The 13,851-nt window shown below is 29.2% G+C and carries 13 protein-coding genes; 4 read left to right on the plus strand and 9 right to left on the minus strand.

All coding sequences use genetic code 11. The annotated features are described in order from the left end of the window. Positions 1–1,266 carry a YaiO family outer membrane beta-barrel protein gene (locus tag EC396_RS01825; protein ID WP_129364997.1) on the plus strand — a complete coding sequence of 422 codons (1,266 nt, stop codon included), beginning with the start codon at positions 1–3 and terminating at the stop codon, positions 1,264–1,266. Between the two features lie 78 nt (positions 1,267–1,344). Here EC396_RS01825 and EC396_RS01830 read toward each other — a convergent pair whose 3' ends face one another. The 3 genes from EC396_RS01830 to EC396_RS17810 all read right to left on the minus strand — a co-directional run bounded on the left by EC396_RS01830 (position 1,345) and on the right by EC396_RS17810 (position 4,276). Next, a complete protein-coding gene (locus tag EC396_RS01830) occupies positions 1,345–2,109 on the minus strand; it encodes a hypothetical protein (protein WP_129364998.1) in 765 nt (254 codons plus the stop codon). 219 nt (positions 2,110–2,328) lie between these two features. Further along, positions 2,329–4,020: an energy-dependent translational throttle protein EttA gene (ettA, locus tag EC396_RS01835; protein ID WP_129364999.1), complete on the minus strand. Its 1,692-nt coding sequence runs from the start codon at positions 4,018–4,020 to the stop codon at positions 2,329–2,331. A gap of 79 nt (positions 4,021–4,099) precedes the next feature. Next, positions 4,100–4,276, minus strand: coding sequence for a CAL67264 family membrane protein (locus EC396_RS17810; RefSeq protein WP_164975180.1), 177 nt, complete (start codon positions 4,274–4,276; stop codon positions 4,100–4,102). Positions 4,277–4,474: 198 nt separating this feature from the next. Here EC396_RS17810 and EC396_RS01840 point away from each other — a divergent pair, with 198 nt between their 5' ends. After that, positions 4,475–6,487 (plus strand): ATP-binding protein, encoded by a 2,013-nt coding sequence (locus tag EC396_RS01840; protein ID WP_129365000.1) that lies wholly within the window; start codon positions 4,475–4,477, stop codon positions 6,485–6,487. Positions 6,488–6,532: 45 nt separating this feature from the next. Here EC396_RS01840 and EC396_RS01845 read toward each other — a convergent pair whose 3' ends face one another. Both EC396_RS01845 and EC396_RS01850 read right to left on the minus strand, forming a co-directional pair. Next, positions 6,533–7,282, minus strand: coding sequence for a hypothetical protein (locus EC396_RS01845; protein ID WP_129365001.1), 750 nt, complete (start codon positions 7,280–7,282; stop codon positions 6,533–6,535). Positions 7,283–7,691: 409 nt separating this feature from the next. Next, a complete protein-coding gene (locus EC396_RS01850; protein ID WP_129365002.1) occupies positions 7,692–8,117 on the minus strand; it encodes an HPP family protein in 426 nt (141 codons plus the stop codon). A gap of 123 nt (positions 8,118–8,240) precedes the next feature. Between EC396_RS01850 and EC396_RS01855 the strand changes: the two genes are divergently transcribed. Beyond that, the gene (locus tag EC396_RS01855) at positions 8,241–8,612 is read left to right on the plus strand and encodes a hypothetical protein (protein WP_129365003.1); all 372 of its coding nucleotides are present in this window, start codon (positions 8,241–8,243) and stop codon (positions 8,610–8,612) included. Position 8,613: 1 nt separating this feature from the next. Beyond that, entirely contained in the window at positions 8,614–10,317 is a 1,704-nt protein-coding gene (locus tag EC396_RS01860) for an AarF/ABC1/UbiB kinase family protein (protein ID WP_129365004.1), read from the plus strand. A 68-nt stretch (positions 10,318–10,385) separates the two neighbouring features. Here the strand turns inward: EC396_RS01860 and EC396_RS01865 are convergent, their stop codons facing one another. The 4 genes from EC396_RS01865 to EC396_RS01880 form a co-directional block, all read right to left on the minus strand. Beyond that, entirely contained in the window at positions 10,386–10,988 is a 603-nt protein-coding gene (locus EC396_RS01865; protein WP_129365005.1) for a hypothetical protein, read from the minus strand. A 197-nt stretch (positions 10,989–11,185) separates the two neighbouring features. Beyond that, positions 11,186–11,626 carry an Hsp20/alpha crystallin family protein gene (locus EC396_RS01870; protein ID WP_129365006.1) on the minus strand — a complete coding sequence of 147 codons (441 nt, stop codon included), beginning with the start codon at positions 11,624–11,626 and terminating at the stop codon, positions 11,186–11,188. 667 nt (positions 11,627–12,293) lie between these two features. Further along, positions 12,294–12,500 (minus strand): dodecin family protein, encoded by a 207-nt coding sequence (locus EC396_RS01875; RefSeq protein ID WP_129365007.1) that lies wholly within the window; start codon positions 12,498–12,500, stop codon positions 12,294–12,296. A 110-nt stretch (positions 12,501–12,610) separates the two neighbouring features. Then, entirely contained in the window at positions 12,611–13,780 is a 1,170-nt protein-coding gene (locus EC396_RS01880) for a hypothetical protein (RefSeq protein WP_129365008.1), read from the minus strand. Positions 13,781–13,851 lie beyond the last annotated feature (71 nt).

The following is a 13,851-nucleotide window of genomic DNA, read 5'->3' on the forward strand; positions in this document are numbered from 1 at the left end:
ATGTTAAAGTTTATATTTAAATTCACTTCAATAGCATTTATGCTAATAAGTAGCGTCCTTTATTCTCAGCAAAAAAGTTTTAATGGTGATCCAGATGCTGCTTTTGAAACTGCACGAAAAATGGCCTTTGATGGACAACGAAAACAAGCTCAAGACACTTTACTATTGCTTTTAACAAAGTACCCAGATTATCTTGATATTCGCGACTTTTTAGCAAGCACCTATGCTTGGGATGGAAATTATGAAAGTGCTAGAAAAGAGTTTAAGTACGTTTTGCAAAAAGATTCAGATAGGCAAACAACTTGGGTGGCTGCAATTAACAATGAATTATGGGCTGAAGTTCCGTTTTCTGCTTTAAAAATGACCAAGGAAGCATTGACTTATTTTCCAAATGATGAAGAACTTTTACTTTTAAAAGCCAGAGCTGAAGCAAATTCACTAAATCCAAAAGAAGCATTAATAACAGTAGATGCGCTTTTAAAAAGCAATCCAAACAACCAAAAAGCCATTGAATATAAAGAGAGTTTATCGCAAGAATTAAGATTTAATGCTATTGGATTTACATATAATATTGATTTGTATTCTGAAGTTTTTGACCCAATGCAATATTATACCTTGGATTACAGCAGACAAACTAAATATGGAAGTATTATTGCCAGGGTAAATTTTAACAGAAGATTTCAAAACAACGGTTTACAGTTTGAAGTTGATTTGTACCCAAGAATAATGGAAGGCTTATATGCTTATTTAAACTTTGGATTTTCAGATTCATATTTATTTCCAAAGTTTAGATTTGGAGCCGAATTATACAAATCTTTACCGCGTAGTTTTGAAGTTTCTTTAGGTCTTAGGACTTTAAAATACAGTTCAACTACAAATATCTACACTGGCTCGGTAGGTTGGTATACAGGTAACAGCTATCTTTCATTAAGACCTTATATTACACCTGGTGATACTGGCACTAGTATTTCTGGTACACTTACATATAGATTGTACCGAAGCGATGCCAATAATTATTTTGGAGTAGCAGGTTCTATGGGTTACTCTCCTGACGACTATGAGCAATTTAATGATGGTAATACTGGAAATAAAAAAGCAAATTTTGATTCTCAACGAATTAGGTTTGGTTATTATTTCACATCAAATAACCGTAAAAATGCTTGGGGAGCTCAGGCTGGTGTTACACATCAAGAAATTTCTTTTGATCAAGGTAATTTCTTCTGGATTTATTCATTGGGTGTTTCTTGGGAACTAAAATTTAAATAACTAATAGCAACAGTTTTGTAATCTTCACCAAAAATGAGCATTAAAAAAATGTTGCTAAAAAAATTTACAGCTAAATATTTAATATGTCATCACATTGTTTTTAATAAAATCTTTCTTTAAAAACGAAGGTGTAAATATCACAATCCCTAATTCAAACCCAGCTCCTTTATTACCGTTTAAAGCTGCTCCATAAGTACCTGCTAGAACAATCCATGAGTTTGGTTCCCAACGCAAACCAACTTTATATTCTGGTTGTGAATATGCTTTACCTTCAGTTCCAAAAATTTCACCTACTATCGCAGTCTCAGGAATCACTTTATAAATCGCAAGTCTTGTGCTATACGTAAAACCCCAAGCTGTAGTTCTTACATTTTCATCATTATAATCAAAATTAACCATAGCTCCGGGCATAATATCCCAAAAAACAGTATTTAAAAATGGTATAGATACAGGAACTGCAGTCCAGTAATTTTTTTGCATATCCGAATATTTATCTATGGTGAAATAACCTGGAGATTTACCTATTCCTAAAAAAACTGCAGCACCACCATTCTTTTGTTTATTTTCCCAAAACATATATTTACCAAAAACATTTGTAGTATAACGATTTGGTATGTTATTGGCTCTATCTTCCCAATACAAATTGGCTTGAATATTAAATTCAAAGTTTTTAAGCAAGGTAAAAACTGTTGAAATCATAGCATCTCTTTCACCAGTTGTGATTACAAAAGTACCTGTACCATGTGGCATTGTAACATAATTATCAGAATTAAATTGCTGAGCCTTTATAAAATTGCTTGTAATTATAAATAGAATAACAACAGTGATTTTTTTAAGTTTCATAGATTTGAGTTTAATATCAATTATTATAGTTCAATAAAGTTGCATTTTTATACAAATATATTATTTACAACAAATCAAAAGTAATTAATTTAAAGGTCTTAAAAGGTAATTTTTAACCAGACATTTACGAATAAAAAAAGGACTTTATCGCTAAAGTCCTTTTTTTATTCGTAAAATATATCTTACAATCCTTAACTAAGGATTTATTTCCAACAATATTTATCGCACTAATTTTTTATATTTCAAACGTTTAGGCGTTAAATCACCACCCAAACGCTTCTTCTTATTTTCTTCATAATCAGAAAAAGAACCTTCAAAGAAATACAATTGAGAATCACCTTCAAAAGCCAAAATATGTGTACAAATTCTATCTAAAAACCAACGGTCGTGACTAATTACAACGGCACAGCCTGCAAAGTTTTCCAAACCTTCTTCCAAAGCACGTAAAGTATTCACATCCAAATCATTGGTTGGCTCATCTAACAACAACACGTTACCTTCTTCACGCAAAGTCATAGCCAAATGCAAACGGTTACGCTCACCACCAGACAAAGTACTTACCTTTTTATTTTGATCGCTTCCTGCAAAATTAAATCGGCTTAAATAAGCCCTAGAATTTACTTGTTTTCCACCCATCATAATCAACTCTTGCTCATCACAAAAGTTTTGCCAAATGGTTTTTTCAGGATCTATGTTTGAATGGCTTTGGTCTACATAAGATACTTTTGCAGTATCACCCACTTTAAATTCGCCTTTATCAGGAGCCAATTCGTTCATAATCATTTTAAAAATAGTGGTTTTACCAGCACCATTTGGACCAATAATACCTACAATTCCAGCTTGAGGTAAACTAAAGTTTAAATCTTCATACAATAATTTATCACCAAAAGCCTTAGAAACACCTATAGCATCAATAACATTGGTTCCCAAGCGAGGACCATTAGGAATGTAAATTTCTAATTTTTCATCCAATTGATTTTGATCCTGACTCATTAATTTGTCGTAGTTTTTCAAACGCGCTTTTTGCTTAGTTTGACGACCTTTTGCTCCTTGTCGCACCCATTCTAACTCGCGCTCTAATGTTTTTTGACGTTTTGATGCAGTTTTAGATTCTTGTGCCAAACGTTTTGATTTTTGATCTAACCAAGATGAATAATTTCCTTTCCAAGGAATACCTTCACCTCTATCCAATTCTAAAATCCAACCAGCCACATTGTCTAAGAAATACCTATCGTGCGTTACCGCAATAACAGTTCCTTTATATTGTTGTAAATGATGCTCTAACCAATGTACAGATTCTGCATCTAAATGGTTGGTTGGCTCATCCAATAATAAAACATCTGGTTCTTGCAACAACAAACGGCACAAAGCAACTCTTCTACGTTCTCCACCCGACAAATGTTTGATAGGTGTATCGCCTTCAGGTGTGCGCAAAGCATCCATTGCAATTTCTAATTTGGTATCTAATTCCCAAGCGTTTGCAGCATCAATTTTATCTTGTAAAACAGCTTGTTGCGCCATTAACTTATCCATTTTATCAGCATCAGAATACACTTCTTCCAAACCAAACATATCATTTATTTTGTTGTATTCATCTAAAATTGCCACAGTTTCTGCAACACCTTCTTTTACAATTTCTAATACCGTTTTTGTTTCATCCAATTCTGGTTCTTGTGATAAAAAACCAACTGAATATCCAGGAGCAAAAACAATGTCTCCCTGATAGTTTTTTTCTAGACCTGCAATAATCTTCAATAAAGTTGACTTACCCGATCCGTTTAAACCTAAAATTCCAATTTTAGCTCCATAAAAAAAGCTTAAATAAATATCTTTTAAAACAGGTTTATTGGCGCCTTGATAGGTTTTTGTTAAACCTGACATTGAAAAAATTACTTTCTTATCGTCTGACATATATATGTTTTATTATTTGTGTGTTATAATTGTTGAATGGTTAAGAAAACTTTGCACTTTTAACTTTCTACTGAAAAAATTACATTCTTCCTTTTAATGCGTTAAAAACCCAAGCAATGGCAAAAAAACCAATTCCAACCGAGGCAAATCCCCAACCAGCAACTTCATTATATCTAAATGCTCCAAGCCCTATCAATGCCAATCCAACTAAAATCATAATTCCTGTTGCCCAAGCTAATACTGTATTTTTATTCATTTTATTAATTATTAATTATGGTTAATCATAAATTAAGCGGTGCGCAAATATCGTAAAATTAATTGTTTTTATAAAACAACTTTTATTGTCTAACATATTTAAGCAAAAAACAATATAATAAAAGCATTATTCGCTAATTATAAAGCAATTAATTATTAAATTAGCACTTATAAAATATTTTAACAAAAAATATTCGCAATGAAAAAGCGTAATAAAATCTCCAAAAAAAAACTATTACCATTTATTTATGCTTTTGCCACTTTTATAATTTTATTTATTTTAACAATAAGTTATACTCGTTATGCTAAAGGTCAATGGGAAAAAGACGAAAGAGCAAACCTATATGATTTGATGACTAGCAAAAAATCTAATTTAGAAAAAGCTTTATATTCTAGAATCTATTATACACGAGGAGTTGCTGCGTATGTTGGACTAAATCCTGATATTTCAAATACCGAATTTAATGAATTGGCAAAAGAATACATTAAAAATGACTCTGTTATTAGTTCAATGGCATTATCAAAAAATTGTGTTTTAAATGCCATTTTTCCGCTTAAAAATCATGAATCTGCTATAGGTTTAGATTTACTTAAACACCCTGAAAGAAAAGAAATTGTTGAAAAAACCATAGAAACCCGACTTACCTTTGTTGCTGGCCCTGTTGAACTGGTTGAAGGCGGTAGTGCTTTTGTTAGCTACACTCCTATTTTTAATAAGAAATACAACGAATTAAATGATTTTTGGGGAGTTACTGATATTGTAATTAAAAAAGATAAATTATTAGAAGAAGCCGGTTTAAATAACAAGGAAGCTGGCTTTATATTCTCACTAAGAGGTTATAATGGTACTGGAAAAAATGGAAGTGTTTTTTGGGGAGATGCATCTATTTTTAATAAAAATCCTGTAATTACAGCTATAAATTTACCTATTGGAAATTGGGAACTAGCAGCTATACCTATAGTTGGCTGGGATAATTATTTGGACCAAGATAAAGCACTTTTAACCATTTTAATAATCAGCATCTTCATTATCAGCTTGTTAATTTTAATAATTTCAAAAGCACTATTAAAAATTAGGTATAATGAAAGAGAAATGAAAGCCATTTTAAATTCTATAGACAGCGTTATTGTTGAATTTAGTTTTGAAGGTGAGTATTTAAACATCAGTTATACAAATAAAGATTTATTATATCTTCCTGAAGAAGAAATTATAGGTAAAAATATATTTGAAATATTTAACAAAAAACAAGCTACCCAATTTAAAAATGCAATTGAAAAATGCGTAAATGAACAGCGCTTAGTAAATATAGAGTATCAACTTGAAATTAAAAATAAACAATATTGGTTTTCGGCTCGAATAACTCCAAAATCAAAAAACACTGTAATTTTAAATGCGTATGATATTACTGAAAAAAAACAGCAAGAAAAATTACTAATTGAATCTGAACAAAAATTAAAAAAACTGAACGAAATGAAAGATCAGTTTTTTTCTATAATTGCACACGATTTAAAAAATCCACTTGGGTCGCAAAAAGCACTTTTAGACTTAATTATTGAAGAATATGACTTAATGGACGATGAAAAAAGAATAAATCTTTTAAAAGCCACTCAAAAATCTTCAGAACAATTAAATCATTTATTGACCGATTTACTAAAATGGGCGATGTCGCAATCTGGAAAAATCATTCTGCACAAAAACACCTTAAATGTTGGTAAAACTTTTGATGAACTGTTTGAACAATTGGGTAATATGGCTAAATTAAAAGACATAAACTTTGTAAATGCTATCGCCAAAAATTCAATTATTATTGGAGACCCAGATCTAACTGCTATTGTACTTAGAAATTTAGTTTCAAATGCTATAAAATTTACAGAAAGAAAAGGTCAAGTTAAAATTTATTCGGAATCCATTTTTTATAATGGAAAATGTTTTCAAAAAATAACTATTGCAGATAATGGAATAGGCATACATCCAGATAAACTAAACAATCTTTTTAGAATTGATAAAACGGAATCAGTTCCAGGAACTGAAAATGAAAAAGGTACAGGCTTGGGTTTATTACTTTGTCAAGAATTTATAGAAAAACAAGGTGGCAAAATATTTGTAGAAAGCACTTTTGGAAAAGGAAGTGAATTTTCATTTATTTTACCCACTTCCCAATCTTTTTGTTTCTCTAACGAAAATGATGGCTCGAATTTTAGTTCAAATTAAAATTTACTAAAATATTTAAACCAAACTATATTTAAAATTGTGATATTATTTTAAAAATTCCTTTAAAAGATCTTGAAGTATTTCAATATCTTTTTCTTTGTTGCGAACAATGTTAGACTCACTATTATATTCAAAAGCATAGAAATTAACCTCAACCAAATTGATATCTTTTCTTTCTAAAACATCTCTTTTACGTTGATTGTATAATTTATATTGTTGCTCTCGTGAAACGCCACTAACTGTTTTTGCTTCAGATTTATCAACATTAGAAACTTCTTCAACAGGTTGTTTTTCTCTATATTCTATTACTAAGTTTAAATTTTCATAGTAACCATCTACAGGAAGTTTGGTTCTACTTTTTTTATCTTTATGAAAATCACCTAATAAAAATGAAAACCTATGCTGACGAGATGCTGTTTCCTTCAATAGTTCATCGCATAAATTTAAAATATAGTGTTCGTCACTATTTATTCTTTTGTTAATTCCAAGTTGCTTTTTTGATACCGTAGCCACTTCTTGAGTAGGCTTGTATTTTTTACCTGTTCTGACCAAATACCAATAAATATTTTTTTCTACTCGTTCTGCGTGTACAAAAGGTATTTTATCTAGTGCATTTTCTTCGTCTAATTGCCTTAAAACTTTTCTAAATGGCAAACCTTTTTTAATGTCTTTTGTAAAAACACCGGCACTAATTAATGCTGGCATGATATCTTTAATTGCAATGTAATCTTCCTTATGTGTATTAAAATATTCAGCAATTACTTCATTTATTTGAGCTAAGTTTATGTTACTCATATGTGTGTTTTTTACTTGTTTATAATATGTAGATTTTTAGCTATTGGTTTAAAAACCTAAAATAATCCTCTTTTGTTTTAACTTATAATGTCTTTAAAAATAAGTTTAACTCTTTTAATTTTTTCAGTTTCGGGACTTTGGAATGAGAAATAAACATACTTAACAATTGCTTAAATCACCTATAGCTGCTTCTATTTTTGGAAATGGAGTATTTTTATTACTGATAAATTGCATTTAAGTAACACAATTATTTCGGCCTGCAAATGTATGAAATTTAGCTATACTAAAAATAAAAAAAGCGATTTAGTAAATTCCAAATCGCTTGGTATTAAATACTTGTTTTTAAGGCTAAACCGATTGTTATTTTATTTTCAAGTATTAAAAAAATATAGAAACATTATTTATAGTTCTAAATTATTTTTGAAGTACTATGCGCTGTTAATAAAAATTTTATCACATCAGCAGTTGACACAATACCTACTATTTTTTTATCTTCTTCTACAATAGGAACTGCATGATAATTGCCTTTTGCTAACACTTCAGAAACATCTTTAATTGTGGCATTGGTCGTTAAATAAAACGGATGTTTGGTCATTATATCTTTCACTTTTAATTTACTGTAAACAATATTATCATCGCTAAGTCCAGCACCTGCAATGTTATACATAAAATCTATCAAACTAACTATACCCACCAATTTTTCGTTTTCTGTTACAGGAATATGATGATGAAATTCTTTTTTTTCATAAATATGCTTAACATCCAAAAGGCTTTGTTCCGGCGAAACACAAACAACATTTTTGGTCATAATTTTTGTTACCAGATTTGATTTCATGACTTTAATTTTTAGCGTTATTCATTAAAATTATAACAACAATCTAAAGCTCAAAATGATATTAATCATTTTACACAACATTATTTCGTCATAAATTTAATAGAGGTATTTAAATTTTTAATTATGAAAGCCAAGTCAATATTAGAATTACTTACACTAAGCTCTAGTTTATACGTTTTAGCTAGAGACACCGAACTTTTAGAAAAAATTAAAGAATTATCTGAAAAAGGAAAAGATGAAATTGATAAAATAATTTCAGAATCTAAATTAGATGAAAATGGCAATGAATTGGAATTTGTAGATAAAATAATTCTTAAAACTCAAGAACTTAAAGACGAATTAGACAAAAAAGTTGAAGAACTGGTTATTAAATTTTATAAAAAAATACATGTAGCGCATGTTGATGAAATTAAAGCATTGAATGAAAAGATTGAAAAAGCCGACATGGCTATTGCACTATTAGAAGCTAGATTAAACAAGTTAGACCTCAAATAAAATGGGACTTTTAACGGGCATTAGAAATAATTTTAGATCTATCTCTAGATACAATCAAATTTTAAAGGTTTTATTAAAATATGGCTTTGAAGATTTGGTTTACTATTTGGATGAAAGCAAGCGTTATAAATTTATTCAAAAGCTAATTCCTAAAACTTCAAAAAAACATGCATTGTTGTATACCAAATGGGCTAAAATGAGATTGGTTTGCGAAGAATTGGGTCCTACTTTTGTAAAATTCGGACAAATATTAAGCAATAGAGCCGACTTAATACCTTTAGAACTAACGTTTGAGTTGGAAAAACTTCAGGACAATGTGCCTCCTATGCCTCAAAATGTTGCAAAAGAAATTGTTGAATTAGAACTAAAAGATACTGTTGAAAATTTATTTGCCTGGTTTGACCCACGCCCTTTTGCCTCTGCTTCTATGGCTCAGGTACATAAAGCAACCTTACATTCGGGCAAACGAATTGTTTTAAAAATACAACGCGCTGGCATATATGATGTTATTGTTGAAGACATAAAGGTAATGTACAAAATTGCCGAAGTTTTAGAAAATAGAATCCCTTCATTAAAAAGTTTTGACCCTGTTGGACTGGTTAAAAATTTTGAATATTCTATTTTAAAAGAACTCGATTTTATTAATGAGTCTATCAATGTAGAACGTTTTTACAACAATTTAAAAAAAGATGATATTACAAACCATTACGCCTACTCACCTAAAGTTTATCACGAATTTACCACCTCAAAAGTGTTGGCTTTAGAGTTTATTTCAGGTATTAAAATTGATAAATTAGACAAACTAATTGAAAAAGGTTTTGACACTAAAATAATTGCCCGACGGTTGGCTATATGCTATTACAAACAAATTTTTGAATATGGATTTTTCCATGCCGATCCTCATCCCGGAAATTTATTGGTACTTCCAAATGGACATATTGCTTATTTAGATTTTGGTATGATGGGCAGTATGTTACCAAGAGATATTTCGGTATTTGGAAAATTATTTATTGCCGTTACAAACAAAAATGTGAATGAAATTATAAAAGCACTTCAAAAATTATCGAACAATGTTGTTGTGCCAAATATAAGAGATTTAGAATTTGATATTAATGAGTTTGTTGAAAAATATTATGTGAGAACCATTCATAAAAATGAAATGAGCACCATTTTACTTGAACTTAAAGACATTATTGTTATTCATGGTTTACAAGTGCCTACCTACTTCTTCCTTTTTGCAAGATCACTTGTAACGCTTGAAGGTGTAATTGAAAAACTAGACCCTGATTTTGAACATCTTGAAATCGTTAGTCCGTATTTAACCAAAAGTGTTACAAAAAAATTCAACCCTATAATTATGGGAAAAAAGGTGATAAATTCTATGGTTGAAATAACCGATTATATGGAAGATTTTCCTGCTGATTTAAAAAATGCCATCAGAAAAATAAATGCAGGTAAAGTAAAAGTTGACTTAACGCACAAAGGCATAGACCCTATGGTGCATACGCTTATACGCTTAACTAAACAACTAATTACTGCTTTTATAATGGTAGCTTTAATTATAAGTGCGGCGCTATTTATTATTTATGAAATACATCCGCTTTGGCGAAATATTTCTTTAATAGGAATTGTCAGTTTTTTATTAGCCGCAATTTTAGGCTTTAGAATTGTAATTAATATTAGTAAAGGTGATTACGATTATTAATTACAAATGAGGTTGTATAAATAAATGCTGAATGACGTATTTTAAACAACCTCATTATAGTAATTTACCTAGGAATTTGAAAAAGCTTTTTTGAAATGAGTAAATGCTTCTGAAATTTCGTTTTGAAAATGTTCCAATTTTGTTTCTTCTTTCTTCTTGCTGTATTTCTTTTTCAACTTTTCAATAAAGGAGTTAAATTCTGAATTCCCTTTTTCAAAAGATTCTTTGGTTTCCTTTTTATCAGTCTTGTATTTTTTTTCTAATATTTCGAGCTGAATTTTAAACTGTTCAATTTCAATAAGTGTTAGGGCATACATTCTACATAAAGTTTCATTGGTTTTAATTTTAACTTCAATTTCATGTAAGGTTAGCAATAATTGTTTTTTTTGATTTTTATACACCTCAATTGTTTCCGCTTTACCCAAGGCCAATTGCACACGAAGTTCATCAAACTTAGCTTTCAATTCCTCAATATTTTCTTTAACCTGATTTATTTTAAATTCACTATCGTGAATAAACAAGTTAAATTCTTTTTTAACATCTTCATATTTATCTTTAGCATCAGCTTTACCTAAAGCAACTTTTACTTGAAATTCTTCTAAGTTAACAGCCGTTTTTCTAAGTGCTTCAATAACTTTATCAATAAATGGAAGGTCGTGTTTAGTTTTCATGATATTTTGATTTTTGGTTAAACTAAAGTTCAATACAATTGTTTAAAAACACAATGAGGAATATCAATTACACACAAGAATTATATCATTTAAAAAGTTATTTTTCAATAGATTTTACTTTTATATAAATAAAAATATCGAGGTAAAAACCTCGATATCTTTATTATTTCATACAAAATTTCCCCATTTTAAATTCCTTAAGAAATTTCAATAACTTTAGGTTTCATTTTTTTGGATTCTTCTTTTTTAGCAAGGCTAAATTTTAAAATTCCATTGTCGTATTTTGCTTTGATTTTTTCGTCAGCAACATTTTCAGGCAATTGCAAAGATCTTTCAAAAGCATTGTAGCTAAACTCTTTTCGAGTATAATCTTCTTCTTTTTCTTCTTTAGATATTTCCTTTTTTGCTGAAATATTTAAACAACCGTTATCAATGGTAACTTCAAAATCTTTTTTACTAAATCCAGGAGCTGCCAATTCAATTTCAAATTCATCCTTTTTTTCTTTGATATTCAAAGCTGGTTCATTCATTTTTTTTAACCAAACCCTATCGTTAAGTAGGCTATTTGCGTTAAAATCTAAAAAATCTGGTGCTAACAAATTTTCTAACGGACTTTTTCTAAATTTTACGAGTGACATAATTTTATGGTTTTAAATTAAACAATCTAATTAATTACTCAAATTTATCTCTAATAACAATCCCACAAAATGATTTCCCTCAATTTCAGACAATTAACTAACATTTTTAACATAATATTCATAAAAAAAAGGAAGTAAATACTTCCTTTTTTTAGAGAGTTTAAGCTATTATTTAAAAACTAAACAACTTCTTATGTTATTTTTAAATTAATAAAACTGAAATTAGTTTGTGTTTATAAAACATTTAAACCCTTCTTTTTTAACCTTCATGTTTTTTAACAACAAAGACCTATTTTTTAGAAACAGGAAGCCTAAACTTCCTGTTTCATCCTGAAAAGACTTTGGTAACTTATTGATATTGAAACAATCTTTCAAAAAACTTTTATTTCTAAAAATTAGAATAATAAACCATAACTTCCATCAAAAAGTATCTAAACCCTTTCAGTATAATTTAACTTGTTTATAAGAACTTTAATTAATACAACAAATTTATGCTCTAAATATTTTTTACTATATGATTACCATCATTTTAAGATATGATTGTTATCACAAAAGGCTTTTCTTTTTCATAAAATAAAATAGGCTATGTAAAAAGTTCACTTTTCAGACAGCCTATTTTTAAATTATATTTTAAAATTCGCCACCAAAATAAAGTATATACACCTATTTATCCATCTAAAATTCCAAAACAAACTTTGGTATTAACTCTGTATTCTGTAATCATATTATCATTCACTTTTACCTGCATATTTTCTATATAAACAGATTTGATGTTTTTAACTGATTTTGATGCTTCATTTACTACATTTTGTACTGCATCCTCAAAACTAACGGTAGAATTTCCTAAAACTTCTATAACTTTTAAAACTGACATAATTTGTTGTTTTTATGATTAATATAATGTGAAATTAGGAACGAATCTTGAGTTTCCAAATGATTTTCATCAATTTAAAAACCTCTTAAAAATCACTAACAAACTGAATTTCAATACCTAAAAACCGCATTTAACAACCTTCCTTTTACAGGCATTTCGTCATGGTTTAGCACATAAACTTTACCTTGGTTTAAAAAAGTTTGTACAGCAGCTAAGTTAATAAGCGAACTATTTTGAATTTCTTTTTCACTTCCTAAGGTTAGCTTACCATTTTCTTTATTAAACACTCCAAATTCATCCAGGTCTTTTTCAACAAATAAAGTTTCAATTTTTCCTGAAATAGCAGCAGGGATAATTTCATTTAACTGGTATGAAATTTTAGGAGTGTGGTATAGTTCCTGAAATTTAGTTAGTTGTTGTTTTTTTGTTGCTGAAAAATACGGTTTTATCAACTTAAAAGAAACTTCGTGCAGCTTGGTTTTATTAATAAATTCAGGGTCTCCTTTACAATTTTCTCCATAAAGATTTGGATAGGTATTTATTTGTTTATAGGTGTTAAATACATTATTTGTGCTTGCAATAACCAAAGGTGCTTTGTTGTTTTTAATAGATTTATTCACCGCTTTGTCTATAGCCCTAAAAAAAGTAATGATTTCTTTTTGTTCGTCATCAATACCTTCACCATGTCCGTGAAAAGATCCAGCATTAAATGCCGCCTTACCACTTCTAAATTGTAACATTTTTTGTTTAAAATCAAATCCAACAGCTTTTTCTAAGGTATCGGGTGCTAAATCTTTAATATGAAGATTGGTTAATCCGTATTTTGAAGCTTCGTATAATTTAACATAATCCTGACTTAGTTCTAATAAAAAATACATTTCATCATCTTGAAATAAAGGAAATAAAGGTGTTAAATAAAAGGAACTTGCAACATGTGTTTTGGCTTCAAATTTAATAGGTAGTGCGTAATATTGCAATCCATTTTTGTCTAAAAAAATAGCCAAACCATCAGCCGAATTTCTCCACAACTCAGCATTAAAAATTAGTTTTTCAATGGGTTTTAAATAAGTGATTATTTCAGCATCACTTAGTTGGTATTCTTGCAATGTTTTGTGCACATTTTTAATACAGTTTTTCAATGTTTCTTGTGCCAAATGCTCGTTTTGTTCTTTACCCGATTTGTACAAAGGAAGATAAATTGAAACACAATGCATATCGTGATTTGCTGCCAGCACTTCAAAAGTTTTTAAAGGTAGCGGATAAAATTTAGAAGTATACATAATTAGTTTTTTTAAGTTAATAATAGAAATTAACATACAAGTTTTCCCTTTTAAAAATTCATAATTCCACC

This window comes from Lutibacter sp. HS1-25 (assembly GCF_004121075.1).
In the GTDB taxonomy this organism is placed as follows: Bacteria; Bacteroidota; Bacteroidia; order Flavobacteriales; family Flavobacteriaceae; genus Lutibacter.

Coding starts and splice junctions, on each gene's coding strand:
- EC396_RS01870 (WP_129365006.1), bottom strand. CDS start 11,626: ATGTCACTCGTAAAATTTAGAAAAAGTCCGTTAGAAAATTTGTTAGCA.
- EC396_RS01875 (WP_129365007.1), bottom strand. CDS start 12,500: ATGTCAGTTTTAAAAGTTATAGAAGTTTTAGGAAATTCTACCGTTAGT.
- EC396_RS01845 (WP_129365001.1), bottom strand. CDS start 7,282: ATGAGTAACATAAACTTAGCTCAAATAAATGAAGTAATTGCTGAATAT.
- EC396_RS01830 (WP_129364998.1), bottom strand. CDS start 2,109: ATGAAACTTAAAAAAATCACTGTTGTTATTCTATTTATAATTACAAGC.
- EC396_RS01860 (WP_129365004.1), top strand. CDS start 8,614: ATGGGACTTTTAACGGGCATTAGAAATAATTTTAGATCTATCTCTAGA.
- EC396_RS17810 (WP_164975180.1), bottom strand. CDS start 4,276: ATGAATAAAAATACAGTATTAGCTTGGGCAACAGGAATTATGATTTTA.
- ettA (WP_129364999.1), bottom strand. CDS start 4,020: ATGTCAGACGATAAGAAAGTAATTTTTTCAATGTCAGGTTTAACAAAA.
- EC396_RS01840 (WP_129365000.1), top strand. CDS start 4,475: ATGAAAAAGCGTAATAAAATCTCCAAAAAAAAACTATTACCATTTATT.
- EC396_RS01865 (WP_129365005.1), bottom strand. CDS start 10,988: ATGAAAACTAAACACGACCTTCCATTTATTGATAAAGTTATTGAAGCA.
- EC396_RS01850 (WP_129365002.1), bottom strand. CDS start 8,117: ATGAAATCAAATCTGGTAACAAAAATTATGACCAAAAATGTTGTTTGT.
- EC396_RS01880 (WP_129365008.1), bottom strand. CDS start 13,780: ATGTATACTTCTAAATTTTATCCGCTACCTTTAAAAACTTTTGAAGTG.
- EC396_RS01825 (WP_129364997.1), top strand. CDS start 1: ATGTTAAAGTTTATATTTAAATTCACTTCAATAGCATTTATGCTAATA.
- EC396_RS01855 (WP_129365003.1), top strand. CDS start 8,241: ATGAAAGCCAAGTCAATATTAGAATTACTTACACTAAGCTCTAGTTTA.